Source organism: Bradyrhizobium sp. Arg237L (assembly GCF_029990105.1).
Lineage (GTDB): Bacteria > Pseudomonadota > Alphaproteobacteria > Rhizobiales > Xanthobacteraceae > Bradyrhizobium.
Window position 1 is genome coordinate 1 of sequence record NZ_JAQMIL010000121.1, and the last position, 15,902, is coordinate 15,902.

The following is a 15,902-nucleotide window of genomic DNA, read 5'->3' on the forward strand; positions in this document are numbered from 1 at the left end:
ATTTTGCGCGCCGTCGCGGCCATCGCAGGTCTCGCTACGGTCCTCATAGGCGACTTTCGCCGCCGCCTGCATCAAAATCCCGCGCCAAGTCCCTTCAGTCTCCACTTGGTCGCCTGATCCCAATTCTTGCCCAGCCTGGCAGCGCAACCCGGGACGGTGCGCGCCCGGCGCCACAGAAGGCCCCGGATTGCGCTGCGCTCCATCCGGGCTACGTACGGTCGCAGAAACTGCGTCATTGCGAGCGCAGCGAAGCAATCTATTTCCACACGCGGAACCATGGATTGCTTCGCTGCGCTCGCAGTGACGGGCGTTGGGCGACTTAGGACGTTGCCCTAAAGTTCAATGCGACATCAACGTCGGCACCGTCATGCACTGGAGCATCTCGCGGGTGACGCCGCCGAGCAGGCGTTCCTGCAGCCGCGAATGCCCGTAGCCGCCCATCACCAGCAGGTCGAGGCTTTCGTCGGCCGCAACGGACAGGATGGTGGGCTGGATTTCGGAGTGCGCGGCCGGGAAGGCCACGACCTTGGCCGGCAGCCCAAGCCGCGCTAGATGCTCAACGAGGCGCTGCGGGCTCGCTTCGTCCGGAATCGCGCCTGGATTGCCGATGGAAATGATGGTGAGCGCGTCAGCGTGCCGCAGCAGCGGCATGGCATCCCGCAGCGCGCGGCCGGCGAGGCGGCTTCCGTCCCAGCAAATCCCGATACGCCGCGCGGTAAACGCGCCGCGGAAGGTATAGGGCATGAACAATACCGGGCCGCCTGACTGGAACAGCATTTCCTGCGGCATGTCGTTGTCGAACGTATCGCGTTCGGGTTCCGGCTGCAGGACGACGGTGAGATCATGCAGCCGGGCGCTGGCGCCGGCGATCGCTAGCGCCTCACGCGGTGTCGCGCTCATCGTGCGGCAGGTATACGATATCCCTGCGTGCTTCGCCTCGACCTCGAAAACGCGCATCGCGGCCTCTGCGCGCTCGAGTGCGCGCTGCCGGGTCTCTTCGACGATCATGGCGACCGCAGCGCCGCCTGCCGCGGCGATCGGAACATTGGCGGTCTCGTAGGCGACGGACAACGCGTCGAGGTGAGCGCCGTACGCCATGGTCAGCAGCACGGCACCGTCAATCACCGGCCGCGCGGGACGTTCGGAAGGGATAAGCACCAGCAGGTTCTTGAACATCGTCATTCTCCCCCACAATTGGTGGCGATCGGCACAAATTGCACATCGCTATAAGAGCACAACGGCCGATCGACGTATTGATCCAGGTCAGAGGGCGCCGTCGTCATTTTGACGCATATCAAGGCCCGGCCCGCTTCCCAGTGCACGCTACCGGACCCGAGCCTGTTGGAGAGAAACAATGCTGGCAACGGATGTCATGCGAACCTGGTTCGCCACCATAAAGCCGAACGCGCCGCTGCTCGATGCCGTCCACCTGCTCCTGGAAACCAGTCAGCGTGGCTTGCCTGTGATCGACGACGATGGATCTTTGGTCGGCATCATCTCCGAGGGCGATTTCCTGCACCGTCAGGAGCTTGGCGTGACCGGCCCTGCCGGGTTCTTGCTGGAATGGCTGCTCGGACGAGCCGAGGGACAACACATGCACGAGCAGACGCAGGCGCTGCGGGTCGACGCCGTCATGACGCAGAATCCCGTGTGCGTGGATGAAACGGCAACCGTCGACGATATCGTCACGCGAATGGACGCACATCAGATCTCGCAGGTGCTGGTGGTCCGCGACGGCAAGCCCATCGGAATCGTTGGCCGTACGCAGTTGCTCATCGCGCTCGAACGCTGTTTGAGCCGGCAACACTGACGAAAGCGCCGCCGCGGCCATACGCAGCATTCCAGTCTGGTTTATGTTGATCAACCCATGCAGCGGCCGATTCCCAAAGCTGCCGCTCGGTGATACTTGGATATCATCGCCGCCAACCGGCGGACGCGGATCGGAACCGGCAAAACGACTGATGGACGCATCCGCGCACCGACCGCAGCTTGACAGGAACGGAGGCAATGACCGGGATCAGCCAAGCATTGCTCGCCGATATCGGCGGCACCAATGCGCGTTTCGCGCTCGTCAGGGGTGGTCAGATCGGCCCCATCGAACATGTCAAGGTCGCCGACTATCCGACCTCGGCGGAGGCGATCGCCGCCTTCCTTGCCCGCCACACGACGGGCGGCGTTGCCACTGTGGCGATCTTCGGCATCGCGGGCCCGATCGAGAACAACCGCGTGGTGCTGACCAACAGCCCGTGGATGTTCGATGCGGCCAGCCTGCGCCAACAATTCGCCTTCGCGGCCGCGCATTTCCTCAATGATTTCGAGGCGCTGGCCTGGTCGCTGCCGGCTCTGGGAGCTTCCGACCTGGTGTCGCTCGGCAGCCCCACTCCGGTCGCCGGCGCTCCCATGCTCGTGGTTGGGCCGGGGACCGGCTTTGGCGCGTCCTGTCTGGTTCCGTCGAGCAAGCCGCCCGTGGCGATCATCACCGAAGCCGGCCATGCCACCTTGCCGGCGACTTCGGAACGGGAGGAGCGGGTGATCGATCACCTGCGTGGGCGCTTCGGCCACGTTTCGATTGAACGTGCGCTATCCGGGTCCGGCCTCACCCACCTCTATGACGCCTTGAACGCCATCGACGGCGCCGGCGCGCCCGCGCGCGATGCGGCCTCGATCACGCAGGCCGCGCTTGACGGGAGCTGCGCGACGAGCGGGGCGGCGCTCGACATGTTCTGCGCGATGCTCGGCATGGTCTGCGGCAATCTGGCGCTGACCTTCGGCGCCCGCGGCGGCGTCTATATCGCCGGCGGCATCGTGCCTCGTTTCGTCGATCATCTGGCGGGATCGGATTTTGGTCCGTGCTTCACCAGCAAGGGGCGGTTCGATTCCTATCTGCGGGAGATTCCAGTCCATGTCATCACCCGGCCCGATGTGACTTTTGTCGGGCTCAAGGCGTTCTTCGAGACGAACGTCATGGCCGCATAGGCTGCCTCGACAATGGAAGTCGCTCGATCAGGCTCAACGAAGTGCGCGATGCCGGCCGCACGTAACGATCGGCATCGCCATTCTCGTGCAATGGGCGCTTACTTCGCCGCGGTCACCATGATCTCGACAGTGTATTGGGGCGCCGCCAGCTTGGCCTCGACGGTAGCGCGCGCCGGCGTGTTGCCTGGCGACACCCAACGGTCCCACACCGCGTTCATCTCGCCGAACGTCTTCATGTCGGTGATGTAGATCGTCGTCGTCAGCAGCTTCGATTTGTCGGTGTCGGCCTTTGCCAGATGGCCGTCGATGATCGAGAGGATCTCCTCCGTCTGCTTCGTCACGCTTTCACCGGCCGTCTTGTTGGCGACGATGCCGGCCAGATACACCGTGTTGCCATGCACGACGACCTGGCTCATCCGCGGCCCGGTTTCAAAACGCTGAATGGTCATATTGTTCTCCCGTTGATTGGCGGTGACTACCTAGCGCAGCGGTCAAGCTCTGGCGAGTCGTCTCTTATGGTCTCTTGTAGCCCGGATGGAGCCAACGGGTCGCGCGAATGCGCGCCCGATGACAGGCTCCGCGCAATCCGGGGCAACTCGATGTGTGGATCGAAGAATCCCGGATTGCGCTTCGCTCCATCCGGGCTACGGGACTGCGATTTATCGCACGGCTTTCGCCGCGGCGCGTCCCGCGTTTCGTCCGGAGAACAGGCAGCCGCCCAGAAAGGTCCCCTCCAGCGAGCGATAGCCGTGCATGCCGCCGCCGCCGAAGCCAGCGGCTTCGCCGACGGCGTAGAGTCCCCTGATGATCTCGCCGTCACTCCCGAACACCCGCGCATCGAGATCGGTCTCGAATCCGCCGAGCGTCTTGCGGGTCAGGATGTTGAGCTTCACCGCGATCAGCGGTCCATGCGCGGGATCGAGGATGCGATGCGGCGCGGCGGTGCGGATCAGGCGGTCGCCGATATATTTGCGCGCATTGTGCAGGTTCATCACCTGCGCGTCCTTGACGTAAGCGTTTGCGATCTCGCGGTCGCGCGCCTCGATCTGCGTTCGGATGTGATCGAGCTTCAAAAGGTTCTCGCCGGAAAGCTGGTTCATCGCCGCGACCAGATCCTCGAGCCTGTCGCGCACGATGAAGTCGACGCCGTTTGTCTTGAACGCTTCCACCGGCGCCGGCGCGCCCTTGTTGGTGGCGCGCTTGATCGTCATGCGCCAGCTCTTGCCGGTGAGGTCCGGGTTCTGCTCGGAGCCCGAGAGCGCGAACTCCTTCTTGATGATGCTCTGGGTCAGGATGAACCAGGAATAATCATGGCCGGTGCTCATGATGTATTGCAGTTGCCCGAGCGTGTCGGAGCCCGGAAACAGCGGTGCCGGCAGCCGCCGTCCGGTCGCATCGAACCACATCGATGATGGCCCGGGCAGGATGCGGATGCCGTGCTTCGGCCAGATGGGTGACCAGTTCTGGATGCCCTCGACGTAGTGCCACATCCGGTCGCGGTTGATCAGCCGCGCGCCGCTCGCCTCGGTGATCCCGATCATGCGGCCGTCGACATGGTCGGGCACGCCGGAGATCATGTGCTTCGGCGGCTCGCCCAGTCGCTTCGGCCAGTTCTGCCGCACCAGATCATGATTGCCGCCGATGCCGCCGGACGCCACGATCACGGCTTGCGCGCGAAGCGAGAATTCGCCGACCACATTGCGTGACGAACTCTTGCCGCGCTCCACGTCGGTCGGCTCGAGGATCGCGCCGGTGACGCCGTCGATCGCGCCGTTCGTCACTTGTAGCGCATCGACACGATGGCGGAATTTGAAGATCAGCCGGCCGCTCTTCTCGGCCTCGCGCGCGCGGCGCGCGAACGGCTCGACGATGCCGGGCCCGGTGCCCCAGGTGACGTGAAAGCGCGGCACTGAATTGCCGTGGCCCATTGCGTCATAGCCGCCGCGCTCGGCCCAGCCGACGATCGGAAACAATCGATGGCCCATCGCGCGCAGCCAGTCGCGCTTCTCGGTGGCGGCGAAAGCGACGTAAGCTTCCGCCCAGCGCCGCGGCCAATGGTCTTCGTCACGATCGAAGCCCGCCGTTCCCATCCAGTCCTGCAGCGCGAGCTCGTGAGAGTCCTTGATGCCGAGCCGGCGCTGCTCAGGCGAATCGACCAGGAACAATCCGCCGAACGACCAGAACGCCTGGCCACCGAGCGATTGTTCGCCTTCCTGCTCGACCACGATGACGCGTTTTCCCGCATCGGTAATCTCTGTGGCGGCAACAAGGCCTGCCAAACCTGCGCCGACCACAATGACGTCTACATCCTCAGCCATTTCTTTCCTCCCCCGAGTTCCCTGTGAATGAGACCTGTGCGTACGCGCGCGGTCAACGGCGAATCGGGCTCGGTTGTGGCGGCTGTTCCGCGAGGACACGGTAAGGTTGTTCCAGTATGGGATCTTTCATCCGCAAACTGCAGCGTGCGCGCAACACTCGATTTGAATTTGTTTTGACCGACCCGTGACGGCTGGACAAAAATCCGGCCTCGCAACACGCTGGCCGAAGTCTTGCATCACTGAAAACCAACAGATTCGATATTCGACTGGGGCAGGCCATGAAGTTGATGACGGGGTTGCTCGCGGCGGTTCTCCTGCTGGCGGGCATGGGGGTTTCGCATGCGGTGGTACGGATCGCCGACGATCGGGGCGGCAGGATCGGCACTTACGTCGACAGATATCAAGGCCTTCGCAGTTCCGGCGAAACCGTCATCATCGACGGCCTCTGCGCGTCGGCCTGCACCATCGTGCTCGGCGCGGTTCCCCATAGTCGGATCTGCGTCACCTCGCATGCCAATCTCGGTTTCCACGCCGCCTGGGATTTCGGCGCCAACGGCCGCGCCATCACCAATCCCGAAGCGACCCAGATGCTGTACTCGATGTACCCGGCTTCGATCCGCCGCTGGATCGCCTCGCGCGGCGGCCTCACCCCGCGGATGATCTTCCTGCGCGGCAAGGCCCTGCAGGCCATGTTCCGGCCCTGCTACCTCGACGCCCAGGCCTCCGCGAACCGATCGCGCTAGGGGCGCGGTCGTCCTCTGCCGTCATGGCTGGGCTTGACCCGGCCATCCACGTTTTTGATGTGAAGGAAGACGTGGATGCCCGGGTCAAGCCCGGGCATGACGAGTGGCGATAGCTCCGTAATTCCCTCCGCACGATGTGACGGCGCGCCGCAGCATTGCGCTTGCCGGGCGGCGGAACCGAGCTTATTTCAATGAGATGGTTCAGCCGGTTTCCGCCTCGCATGGAATGACCGCGCCTGCCTCGGCACAGGGCAAGGTGGCGTCCGCCATTGCCTGGGGCGCTGCGGGCTTGGGCGCGCTCATGGTGCTGGGCGCGGGCGCGCTCTGGTTCCACTACGGCACGGCGGTGTTCTTCGAGACCGTCGCGGCCGGCGTGTCGGCTTGTTTCTGAGCATGACCCGGACCCGGAGGGCTGCGCCAGCGCAAAGTGGGCACCGGTCTTCCCGGTAAGGTGATGCTCAAACAATAAACGGCCGAAAGGATTTTTTTCATGGATCGGACCTCCCGCCCGCTTGTGATCGTGGCCGCCTTCGCCGGCAGCCTGGCGGTCGGGCTATTGCTGTTGTTCTGGACCATGGGCGGCCTGCGCAGCATGACCGCGCCCTCGGCGATCGGCGGCCCATTCCAGCTCACCGACCAGGCCGGCCAGACCGTCACCGACAAGAGCCTGAAGGGCAAGCCGACCCTGATCTTCTTCGGCTTCACCCATTGCCCCGACGTCTGCCCGACCTCGCTGTTCGAGATTTCCGAAGTGCTGCGGGCGATGGGCCAGGACGCCGACAGAGTGAACGCCTATTTCGTCTCGGTCGATCCGGAGCGCGACACCGCGGGGGCGATGAAGGATTATCTCTCCAGCTTCGACCCGCATTTGAAGGGCCTCACCGGCGCCCCTGATGCCATCGCCAAGGTGCTGTCGTCCTACCGCGTCTATGCCAAGAAGGTCCCGCTGAAAGACGGCGACTACACCATGGACCACACCGCGCTGATCTATCTGATGGATCGCGACGGCAAGTTCGTCTCCCCCTTCAACCTCAAGCGCACCCCGGAAGAGGCCGCGGCCGACCTCAAGCGCTATCTTTGAATTGCCACTAGGCCCTCGCATCATGCCCCGGATGGTCTATAAGGCCGTCCAATTCCGCAACATTGCCCGGCCAAATGTCCGATCAGACTGCCCCGCTCGACATCTCCCGTGCTATCCGCGCCATGGCCGGATGGCTCGTCGTAGCGGCTTTGGCTGTCTGTAGCGGCGCGGCGAATGCACAAACCCCACAGCAGCAAACTCCGCCGCCGAAGCCGCCTGTCGAGGCGGCGCCGCAGGCCGTGCCCGGCTTCTGGGATCCGCGGCGGCGGCCGGAGCGGCCGGACCTGTCGCGCATCACTGTGATCCGGTTCCTGACTGAGACCGATTATCCGCCGTTCAACTTCACCGGTCCGGACGGCAATCCGGCCGGCTTCAACGTCGACCTGGCGCGGGCGATCTGCGAGGAGATCAAGGTCACCTGCACCATCCAGATGCGCCGTTTCGAGACGTTGGTGGATGCGCTCGCCACCAACCGGGGCGATGCCATCATCGCCTCGATGGCGGTGACGCCGCAATTGCGCACAAGGGTCGATTTCTCCGATCCCTATTACCGCGCGCCGGCCCGCTTCGCGTCGCGGCGCGCCGCCGTGCTGCCGGAAGTGCGGCCGGAATATCTCGAAGGCAAGAAGGTCGGCGTCATCGGCGGCACTGCGCATGAAGCCTATCTGAAGGCGATGTTCACCGACGCCGAGCTCCACGCCTACCCCAATGACGATGCGCTCAGGCAAGCGCTTCGCCGCGGCGAGGTCGATTTCATCTTCGGCGACGCGATCGCGCTCGCGTTCTGGATCAACGGCACGGATTCGGCCGAATGCTGCGCCTTCTCCGGCGGCCCGTTCGTCGAGAGCCGCTTCTTCGGCGAGGGCATCGGCATTGCCGTCCGCAAGGGCAACGACCTGCTCCGGCAGGCGTTGAACTGGGCCCTGTTCCGGCTCTGGGAAAAAGGCCGCTACACCGACCTGTGGCTGCGCTATTTCTCCGTCAGCCCGTTCTGACGCAGATGTCGCAGGATTCGTAGTAGGATTCGTAGGGTGGGCAAAGCGTAGCGTGCCCACCATCACGAGCACGGCATGAAATGGTGGGCACGCTTCGCTTTGCCCCCCTACGTTTCTTCGCGTCATTGCGAGCGAAGCAATCCATTTCTCCGCTTGTTGAGACATGCTTCGCTTCGCTCGCAATGACGGTTATGCTATCAAACCGGCCGTTTTTCTTATCTCGGAGAAAGTTCGTTTAAATGTCCGTGACCGACCTTGCCGCAAGCCCGAGCGATCTGCGTGCGCTCGCCGAACAATCCAACGCCTGGCCGTTCGAGCAGGCGAAAGCGATTGTCGCGCGGCTGAAAAAAACTCCGAAGGACGAGGTGCTGTTCGAGACCGGCTACGGCCCGTCCGGCCTGCCCCATATCGGGACCTTCGGCGAGGTCGCGCGCACCACCATGGTGCGCCACGCCTTCCGCGTGCTCACCGAGGACAAGATCAAGACGCGCCTGCTCGCCTTCTCCGACGATATGGATGGCCTGCGCAAGGTGCCGGACAATGTCCCGAACAAGGAACTGTTGGAGCAGCACCTCGGCATGCCGCTGACGAAGGTGCCCGATCCCTTCGGCACGCATCCGAGCTTCGGCGAGCACAACAATGCGCGGCTGCGCGCCTTCCTCGACCAGTTCGGCTTCGATTACGAATTCGCCAGCTCGACCGACTACTACACCTCGGGCCGCTTCGACGCCGCGCTGCTTCGGATGCTGGAGCGGATCGAGAAGGTGATGGCGATCATGTTGCCGTCGTTGCGCGAGGAGCGTGCCGCGAGCTATTCGCCGTTCCTCCCGATTTGCCCGCGCACCGGGCTCGTGCTCTACGTGCCGGTCACGGCGCATGACGCCAAGGCCGGCACGATCTCCTATGAAGACCCCGAGACCAAGGAGAGCGTCACGGTCCCCGTCACCGGCGGCCGCTGCAAATTGCAGTGGAAGCCGGACTGGGCGATGCGCTGGTATGCGCTCGGCGTCGACTATGAGATGGCCGGCAAGGATCTGATCGATTCGGTGAAGCTGTCGGGCAAGATCTGCTCGGCGCTCGGCGGCACGCCCCCGGAAGGCTTCAACTACGAGCTGTTCCTCGACGAGAAGGGCCAGAAGATCTCGAAGTCGAAGGGCAACGGCCTGACCATCGACGAATGGCTGCGCTACGCCTCGCCGGAATCGCTGTCGCTGTTCATGTACCGCGAGCCCAAGGCGGCCAAGCGGCTTTACTTCGACGTGATCCCGCGCAATGTCGACGAATACCAGCAGTTCGTCGACGCCTTCCCGCGCCAGGAAGGCCGGCAGCAATTGCAGAATCCGGTCTGGCACATCCACTCCGGCCATCCGCCGCAGGTGGACATGCCCGTCACCTTCCAGCTTCTCTTGACGCTGGTGTCGTCGTCGAATGCGGAGAATGCCGGGACGCTGTGGGGCTTCATCGGCCGCTATCGCCCCGGCGTGACGCCCGAGAGCCATCCAAAACTGGATGCGATGGTCGGCTATGCCATCAACTACTACCGCGACTTCGTCGCGCCCTCGAAGCAATTCCGCGAACCGACCGAGAGCGAGCGTGCGGCGTTGCAGGACCTGCGTGATGCGCTGTCCAACATGCCGCCGGACTCGACCGCGGAGGACATCCAGAACGTGGTCTACGAGATCGGCCGCCGCGAGCCGTTCCTCGATCCCGTGAAGAAGGGCAAGGACGGCCGCCCCGGCGTCTCGCTCGACTGGTTCAACATGCTCTACCAGGTCCTGCTCGGCCAGGAGAAAGGCCCGCGCTTCGGCTCCTTCGTCGCGGTCTACGGCATCCAGAACGCCGTCGACATGATCGACGGCGCATTGGCGCGCTCGTCGTAGAATGGCACGCCTGCCGTAGCCCGGGTGGAGCGAAGCGCAACCCGGGGACCTTCACGGGCCGCAACTTCTTCTGTCCCGGATTACGCTTCGCTCCATCCGGGCTACGCGTCTGGCTTGTTTCTCGCAGAATGCGTAGGGTGGGCAAAGCGCAGCGTGCCCACCATCAAGAGCGGTGCAAGGAATGGTGGGCACGCTGCGCTTTGCCCACCCTACCGCTTCGCATCACGCAATCCGTCGCTGGTCGCGCGCAACAGCGTCAGCAGGAGGCCGTTGAGCGGCGTCGCCACGCCATGTCGTTCGCCCGCTGCGACGATCGCGCCGGTGAGCGCGTCGGCTTCGAACGGCCGGCCGGCGAGGCGATCGAAATACATCGAGGTGCCGGCGTCGGGCGGATAGGTCAGCAGCGTCGCCAGCGTTCGTTCGGCCTCGTCCGCATCCAGGCGCGCGCCATCGACTCGACCGACGGCAACTGCCTCTTCGAGGATGGCAAGGCACAGCGTCTTGACGTCCTCGCGCCGGAACACCGCCTGCCGCAGCAACGTCAGCGCAGTGATTGGATTGGCGACTGCGTTGATCAGGAGCTTGCGCCAGGCGCGCGTGGCGAAGTCGTCGCTGCACAGCACCCGCATGTCAGTTCCTTCGAGCAGGGCTTCGAACGCTCGCCCGTCGGCATCGGCTGCGACCGCAAATTCATAGTCGCCGGCACGTCGGAAGCGAACGCGGTCCGGCGCCAATCGCTCGCCGTTGTAATAGACGAGAGTAGGAACAATGGTCGCGTGCCCGGCCAGCGGCGCCAGCCGCTCCTTGTGCCCGATGCCGTTCTGCAGGACCGCGACCCGCGTGCCGGCGCCGCTGAGTTTTGCAAGCCACGGCGCGCTTGAAGGCGTGTCCTGCGCCTTGGTGCAGAACAACACCCAGTCCACCGGGTTGGCCTGCTGCGGATCAGTCAGGGCGCGAAGCGGAACATCGATTGTGCCTTCCGCGCGCTCGACCACGAGACGATCGAGCGGCCGCCTGACGCAGGCGATCACATCGTGACGGTCGGCCGCGCGCAACAGGCCGGCGATGATGCCGCCGATGCTTCCGAGGCCGACGACGGCAATGGTCTTGCGATCGGGGTTTCTTTCAGTGCCAGCAGTCATCCGAGACAGATCTCCTCATCCTCACTGTAGGGCGAACGTTGCCGACTTTGCTAATGCAAACTGTGTCTTGCCGCGTTGTTCTATCGAAAACATGCTGCCAACTGCCGCCAATGCACCGCGCGCGTCCCGCGAAATCGGGATGAATCGCGTAGGGTGGGCAAAGCGCAGCGTGCCCACCCTACTGCTTCGCATCGCGCAGCCCGTCGCGCCCTGCGAAATCGGGATAGTTGGTGCACGGTAATTTCAAGCGGAGCGACGGCGATTTGAGCTAGACTGCGCCAATAACAAGCCGCCAGCAGAGGGGCGCAAGGGAGGATCAACATGCAGTTCAGGGTTTCACCGGACACGCTTACCGATCAAGGCGCCGCAGAGTGGCAGGCGCGCGTCGATCTTGCCGCCGCGCACCGGCTCGCTTTCATCCAGGGCTTCAGCGAAGGCATCTTCAACCATCTGACCTTCGTGGTGCCCGGCCGCAGCGATCGCTACTACCAGATTCCGTTCGGCACGCACTGGTCGGAGGTGACCGCTTCCTGCTTCATGGAGGTCGGCATCGACGATGCCGAGATCAAACGCGGCGAGGGCGAGGCCGAGCGCTCCTGTTTTTGCATCCACGCCCCGATCCACAAGGCGCTGCCGCAGGCGAAGGCGGTGTTCCACACCCATATGCCCTTCGCCAGCGCGCTGACCCGGCTCGAGGATCCCCGCATCAAGGAGATCGGCCAGACCGAAGTCGGCATGGCCGGCGAGATCGCCTATGACGATGAATATACCGGCCCGGCGCTCGATCCGGCCGAAGGCGCGCGGCTCGCGAAGGTGATCGGCGACAAGACGATCCTGTTCATGGCCAACCATGGCATCTCGACCGTCGGCGCGACCGTCGCGGAGGCCTATGACCGGCTCTATTACATCGAGCGCGCAGCGCAGGTGCAGATCTACGCGATGTGGACCGGACAGCCATTGAAGAAGCTGCCTGCTCCCGTGGTCGAAAAGACCATGCGCGATATCGGCGGTAGCAGTCTCTACAAGGGCCCAAGCCCGGCGCAGCGCCACTTCGATGCGCTGAAGCGCATGCTGGACCGCAAGGAGCCGGACTACGCGACGTAGTTTTGTTCGCGCCTGCATCTGGCCGTCATTGCGAGGAGCGAAGCGACGAAGCAATCCATGTTTCCGCAAGTGGAGGCATGGATTGCTTCGCGGAGCCTGTCATCGGGCGGCGCTACGCGCCGACCCGTTGGCTCGTAATGACGGCATCATCGCGCGATGCGTCCGAGTCCGAGGCTTACGATCGCACGGCCGGCGGCGCCTGCAGTGTTGGCGCCGCAGCCGCGAGAATCTCCGCACGATCACCGGTCCGTGGCGGATAGATCCGCACGTGATTGATGGTCTGCTTGGTCAATTTGGCGGCGGCACCGCTGGTGCGCACCTGGCGATCCCATCCTTCCGTGTACAAGGCCCCCCACGCGCCGAGATCGAGCACGGTGACATACCAATCGATACGTAGCGGCAGCATCGTCCGCCCGAACAGGTCGGCGACGACATTGTGGCCTGCGAAGCGGCCCATCGGCCGGGCGAACTGGCAGGACATCACGGAGGCGTGGATGCCGTCCACGAAACTGCAGGCCACGTCGCCGGCGGCAAAGACATTCATTGCACCAGTTGCGCGCATGAATTGATCGACGATGACGCGACCATATCGGTCCCGTTCGACATCCAGCGTCTCAGCCAGCGGACTTGCGCGCATGCCCGCGCACCACACGACTGTTTGTGTGGGAATGATCTCCCCCGAACTGAGCGTGATGGCATTTGCGTCGAGCGCGGCAACCGTCACGCCCAGCCGCGTTTCGACGCCGAGCGCCGAGAGCGCCTCATTGATGACCGGGCGGGCGTTATCGCCGATCGTGACGCCAACCGCGGGATTGGGGTCGATGAGGATGATGCGTCGATCGCCGGCGATGGCGGCGCGATCGAGCTTGCCCGGCATCTCGGTTGCGACTTCAATCCCGGTGAAACCGGCGCCGACCACGACCACCGTGGAGAGCGCTTCCGATGGCGCCGCTGCGCCAAGCGCTGCGAGGTGTGCGTCGAGCCGGACGGCAGCCGCATAGGTGTCCACGTCGAAGCTGTTGGCGGCGAGGCCCGGAATCGCCGGACGCGCCAGTTCGCTGCCAAGCGCCAATACCAGCCGATCGTAAGTCAAAACCTCCGGGCCGTCGCGCGTTACAACGCTCACCTGCTGTTTGACCGCATCGATCGCTTGCACCTCGGCAACCCCATGAGCGACGCCGATAGGGTCCAGCACCTCGGCAAGCGGGATCGCCGCCTTGGTCAGGTCGACTTCATAATTGCGAACGCGAATGTTGTGATAGGGATTGCGGTCGATCACGAGGATCTCGACCTCGGCCATCCGGCCGATCTCATCGCGCTTGCGCGCAGCGCCGATGGCAGCCCAGAGGCCAGCGAATCCCGCACCGAGGACAATAATGCGCGCCATTTCCTCTCCGAGCGGCCTCTCTTCTCCGAGCTCCGTCAGTGAGCTTGTCCTGAACCGACACGGCAATCAAGCCGGGCGAGCCGGCGCATTTCCGTACTCGCGCATGATCCGGAAAAGTGGAGACCGGTTTTCCCTCGCGACAAACGCGAAGCGTTTGCGCGGAGATCATGCTCAAACAAAAAGCTAGAGCGAGATGATGATTCGAAGAAAAATCATCACGCTCTAGCGCACGCTCGCATGTCCAGCCCAGCTATTCCGCTTCTTAACGGACGACTAGCAAATGCGACAGGGGATGCGAAGCGCTGCCTTAGCCGATCAGCGCCGCTTGACGATGGAAAAATCACACCCCCTGCTTCTTCGGCCCGAGCCCCTCGAACTGCGTCTTCTGCTCGTCACTCAGGTACCAATAGAAATCGTCGACCGCGTCGTTCACGCTTCTGATCGCCTCTCGCATTGCTTCCAACCGCGCCTTTGCGGCCTTAAGGCGGGCCGGCGGGGTGAGCGCGTCCTTTGGCGGGCATGCGCTTAAGGCTTCCATGGTGCCCATCGTGGTGTCCTGCACCAATTCGAGCGCGGCGCGTTGGGTATCGTTCAGTTTCAGGCTGGCGGCGATGTCGTCGAGGGGCCATTGCTGGGCGACGAGCTGGCGGTATTGCTTTTCGGCCTGTTGCTCGTCCTGCGGTTCGCGGCTCGCCTGGCAGGCGGCGTCCTGCATCTCCTTCAGCTTCGCGGCCGCAGCGTTAGCGCGGCGGTCGCGTTGGGGCGCGTTGAGCCGCGCCTTCTGCTCATCGCTCAGGAGATCGTAAAATTTTTGGAATGCCGGCTGAACGCCCTCAACTCCGCTCAGCATCGCGTTGACGCGGCTCTGCATGGCCGCGAGCCGCTCCAGCGCGGTGGTTGCGGCTTGTGCTGGACAGGAGGCGCGGATGGTGTCGCCGGCGGAAGTCCAGGCGCTCGCGAGCTCGTCGAAGGCTGTGCGCTGCGCCTCGTTCGCCGCGACCACTCGGCCGATCCGCTCGAGGGCAACGCCGGTCGTCTCGGCGGTGTCGCCGCCACAGAGCTCCCGTACGAAGGGCGCTTTGCGATGCCGCCTCCCGGCGGGGCGCTCGGCCGCAAACGCTGAGAGATCGCTCGCAGCGTAAGGCGAGAAGATCGCGGCGTAGAGATCGCCGTAGCCATAGGCCCAGAAGCCGCTGCCATCACTGAGAAGCGCGTAGCCATAGAGATCGCTATAGGCGAACGGCCAGAACAGCGGACCGACCCAGCCGTATGAACCGTCGGCGTGCTGCCACCAGCCTTGTGCAGCTCGGCCGCCCTGCCAGCCGGCCAGTGCCGCGACGGCAGTGAGCTGCGCGCGCTCACTCGGGCGGATCGACTCGGCGGCGGGCCGAAGATCTTGCGGTCTTAAGGCAGCCATTCGGATGCGGCTGTGGCGCGCCGCCATGCGTGCGCGGCGGAGACCTGCGACCGACAGCATGCCGGCCATCGCGAAGCGCGCGACACCGACGGGGCCGCCAACGCGCAGGCGGAGGCCCGCCTCGGCCGCGCTCGGCAGCGCTCCCAGAACGACCAGGGCAAGGCCGGCCGCAGCCATTCCAAGGCGGGACTTTGGCATGATCTCTCCCTTGGCTTCCCTCCTCAGCGGCCAGGCCGCATCGCGTCACAAATATGACTCGGAGCGAAACCGAAAGTTCCCCCCGCGGTCGTTTTCATTCGGGTGAATCTGCGGTCAGGTGACGATGTCAAACCGCCGTGGTTACATCGTGGCGCATTTTTTAAACGGATATCTTCTTAGAGCGTGATGATTTTTCTTCGAATCATCATCCCGCTCTATCTTTTTGTTTGAGCATGATCTCCGCGCAAACGCTTCGCGTTTGTCGCGAGGGAAAACCGGTATCCACTTTTCCGGATCATGCTCTAGAGATCGCTGATGCATTTTACGCGCGTCGACGCGAGGGACGTTTCATCCAAAATCGATCGCGGACGTCCGTAGTGGCAATGAAAAGCTACGCTGAAGCAGAGAAGTCCAGAGATCACCTTTCGCGAGATTTTTAGGGTTATTCGATTTTCGACTTTTGCAACAATATCCCTTCTATAGCGGCACAAGACGGGAAATCGCCTGATGTCTGGGTCGGGTCATTTGCTACGAGGGCGAGCCACCGGCAGACGCGGCTATGGCCACTATCTCGCCGAAAGCGGAAGCAAATCTAGAGCGTGATGACTTTTCTTCGAATCGTCATCCCGCTCTAGCTCTTTGTTTGAGCATGATCTTTTTC

The 15,902-nt window shown here is 63.6% G+C and carries 14 protein-coding genes; 8 read left to right on the forward strand and 6 right to left on the reverse strand.

Annotation, left to right across the window (positions count from 1 at the left end; genetic code table 11):
- Positions 1-339: 339 nt before the first annotated feature.
- Entirely contained in the window at positions 340-1,176 is an 837-nt protein-coding gene (locus OZ411_RS40975) for a universal stress protein (RefSeq protein WP_282532500.1), read from the reverse strand.
- 178 nt (positions 1,177-1,354) lie between these two features.
- On the opposite strand from OZ411_RS40975, the gene OZ411_RS40980 reads away from it, so the two are divergent.
- Both OZ411_RS40980 and glk read left to right on the forward strand, forming a co-directional pair.
- Positions 1,355-1,810, forward strand: coding sequence for a CBS domain-containing protein (locus OZ411_RS40980; RefSeq protein ID WP_130577659.1), 456 nt, complete (start codon positions 1,355-1,357; stop codon positions 1,808-1,810).
- 197 nt (positions 1,811-2,007) lie between these two features.
- Positions 2,008-2,976 (forward strand): glucokinase, encoded by a 969-nt coding sequence (gene glk, locus OZ411_RS40985; protein WP_282532501.1) that lies wholly within the window; start codon positions 2,008-2,010, stop codon positions 2,974-2,976.
- A 98-nt stretch (positions 2,977-3,074) separates the two neighbouring features.
- On the opposite strand, the gene OZ411_RS40990 is transcribed toward glk, so the two are convergent.
- Both OZ411_RS40990 and OZ411_RS40995 read right to left on the reverse strand, forming a co-directional pair.
- A complete protein-coding gene (locus OZ411_RS40990; RefSeq protein ID WP_282532502.1) occupies positions 3,075-3,425 on the reverse strand; it encodes a RidA family protein in 351 nt (116 codons plus the stop codon).
- A gap of 210 nt (positions 3,426-3,635) precedes the next feature.
- Positions 3,636-5,294, reverse strand: a complete 1,659-nt coding sequence (locus OZ411_RS40995) for an FAD-binding dehydrogenase (protein ID WP_282532503.1) — start codon at positions 5,292-5,294, stop codon at positions 3,636-3,638.
- Positions 5,295-5,572: 278 nt separating this feature from the next.
- Here OZ411_RS40995 and OZ411_RS41000 point away from each other — a divergent pair, with 278 nt between their 5' ends.
- From OZ411_RS41000 to OZ411_RS41020, 5 genes are all read left to right on the forward strand, one after another.
- Positions 5,573-6,037, forward strand: coding sequence for a hypothetical protein (locus tag OZ411_RS41000; RefSeq protein ID WP_130577663.1), 465 nt, complete (start codon positions 5,573-5,575; stop codon positions 6,035-6,037).
- 226 nt (positions 6,038-6,263) lie between these two features.
- Positions 6,264-6,428: a hypothetical protein gene (locus OZ411_RS41005; protein WP_282532504.1), complete on the forward strand. Its 165-nt coding sequence runs from the start codon at positions 6,264-6,266 to the stop codon at positions 6,426-6,428.
- Positions 6,429-6,527: 99 nt separating this feature from the next.
- A complete protein-coding gene (locus OZ411_RS41010; protein ID WP_282532505.1) occupies positions 6,528-7,118 on the forward strand; it encodes an SCO family protein in 591 nt (196 codons plus the stop codon).
- A gap of 74 nt (positions 7,119-7,192) precedes the next feature.
- On the forward strand, positions 7,193-8,113 hold the full coding sequence (locus OZ411_RS41015; protein WP_282532506.1) for a transporter substrate-binding domain-containing protein: 921 nt from the start codon (positions 7,193-7,195) through the stop codon (positions 8,111-8,113).
- Between the two features lie 239 nt (positions 8,114-8,352).
- Positions 8,353-9,993: a lysine--tRNA ligase gene (locus OZ411_RS41020; RefSeq protein WP_282532507.1), complete on the forward strand. Its 1,641-nt coding sequence runs from the start codon at positions 8,353-8,355 to the stop codon at positions 9,991-9,993.
- Positions 9,994-10,202: 209 nt separating this feature from the next.
- Here the strand turns inward: OZ411_RS41020 and OZ411_RS41025 are convergent, their stop codons facing one another.
- Entirely contained in the window at positions 10,203-11,135 is a 933-nt protein-coding gene (locus OZ411_RS41025; RefSeq protein WP_282532508.1) for a 2-dehydropantoate 2-reductase, read from the reverse strand.
- Positions 11,136-11,456: 321 nt separating this feature from the next.
- On the opposite strand from OZ411_RS41025, the gene OZ411_RS41030 reads away from it, so the two are divergent.
- A complete protein-coding gene (locus OZ411_RS41030) occupies positions 11,457-12,239 on the forward strand; it encodes a class II aldolase/adducin family protein (protein WP_282532509.1) in 783 nt (260 codons plus the stop codon).
- Between the two features lie 175 nt (positions 12,240-12,414).
- On the opposite strand, the gene OZ411_RS41035 is transcribed toward OZ411_RS41030, so the two are convergent.
- Together OZ411_RS41035 and OZ411_RS41040 are read right to left on the reverse strand one after the other, a co-directional pair.
- Positions 12,415-13,626: an FAD-dependent oxidoreductase gene (locus tag OZ411_RS41035; protein WP_282532510.1), complete on the reverse strand. Its 1,212-nt coding sequence runs from the start codon at positions 13,624-13,626 to the stop codon at positions 12,415-12,417.
- A 340-nt stretch (positions 13,627-13,966) separates the two neighbouring features.
- Positions 13,967-15,220: a Spy/CpxP family protein refolding chaperone gene (locus OZ411_RS41040; protein ID WP_282532511.1), complete on the reverse strand. Its 1,254-nt coding sequence runs from the start codon at positions 15,218-15,220 to the stop codon at positions 13,967-13,969.
- Positions 15,221-15,902 lie beyond the last annotated feature (682 nt).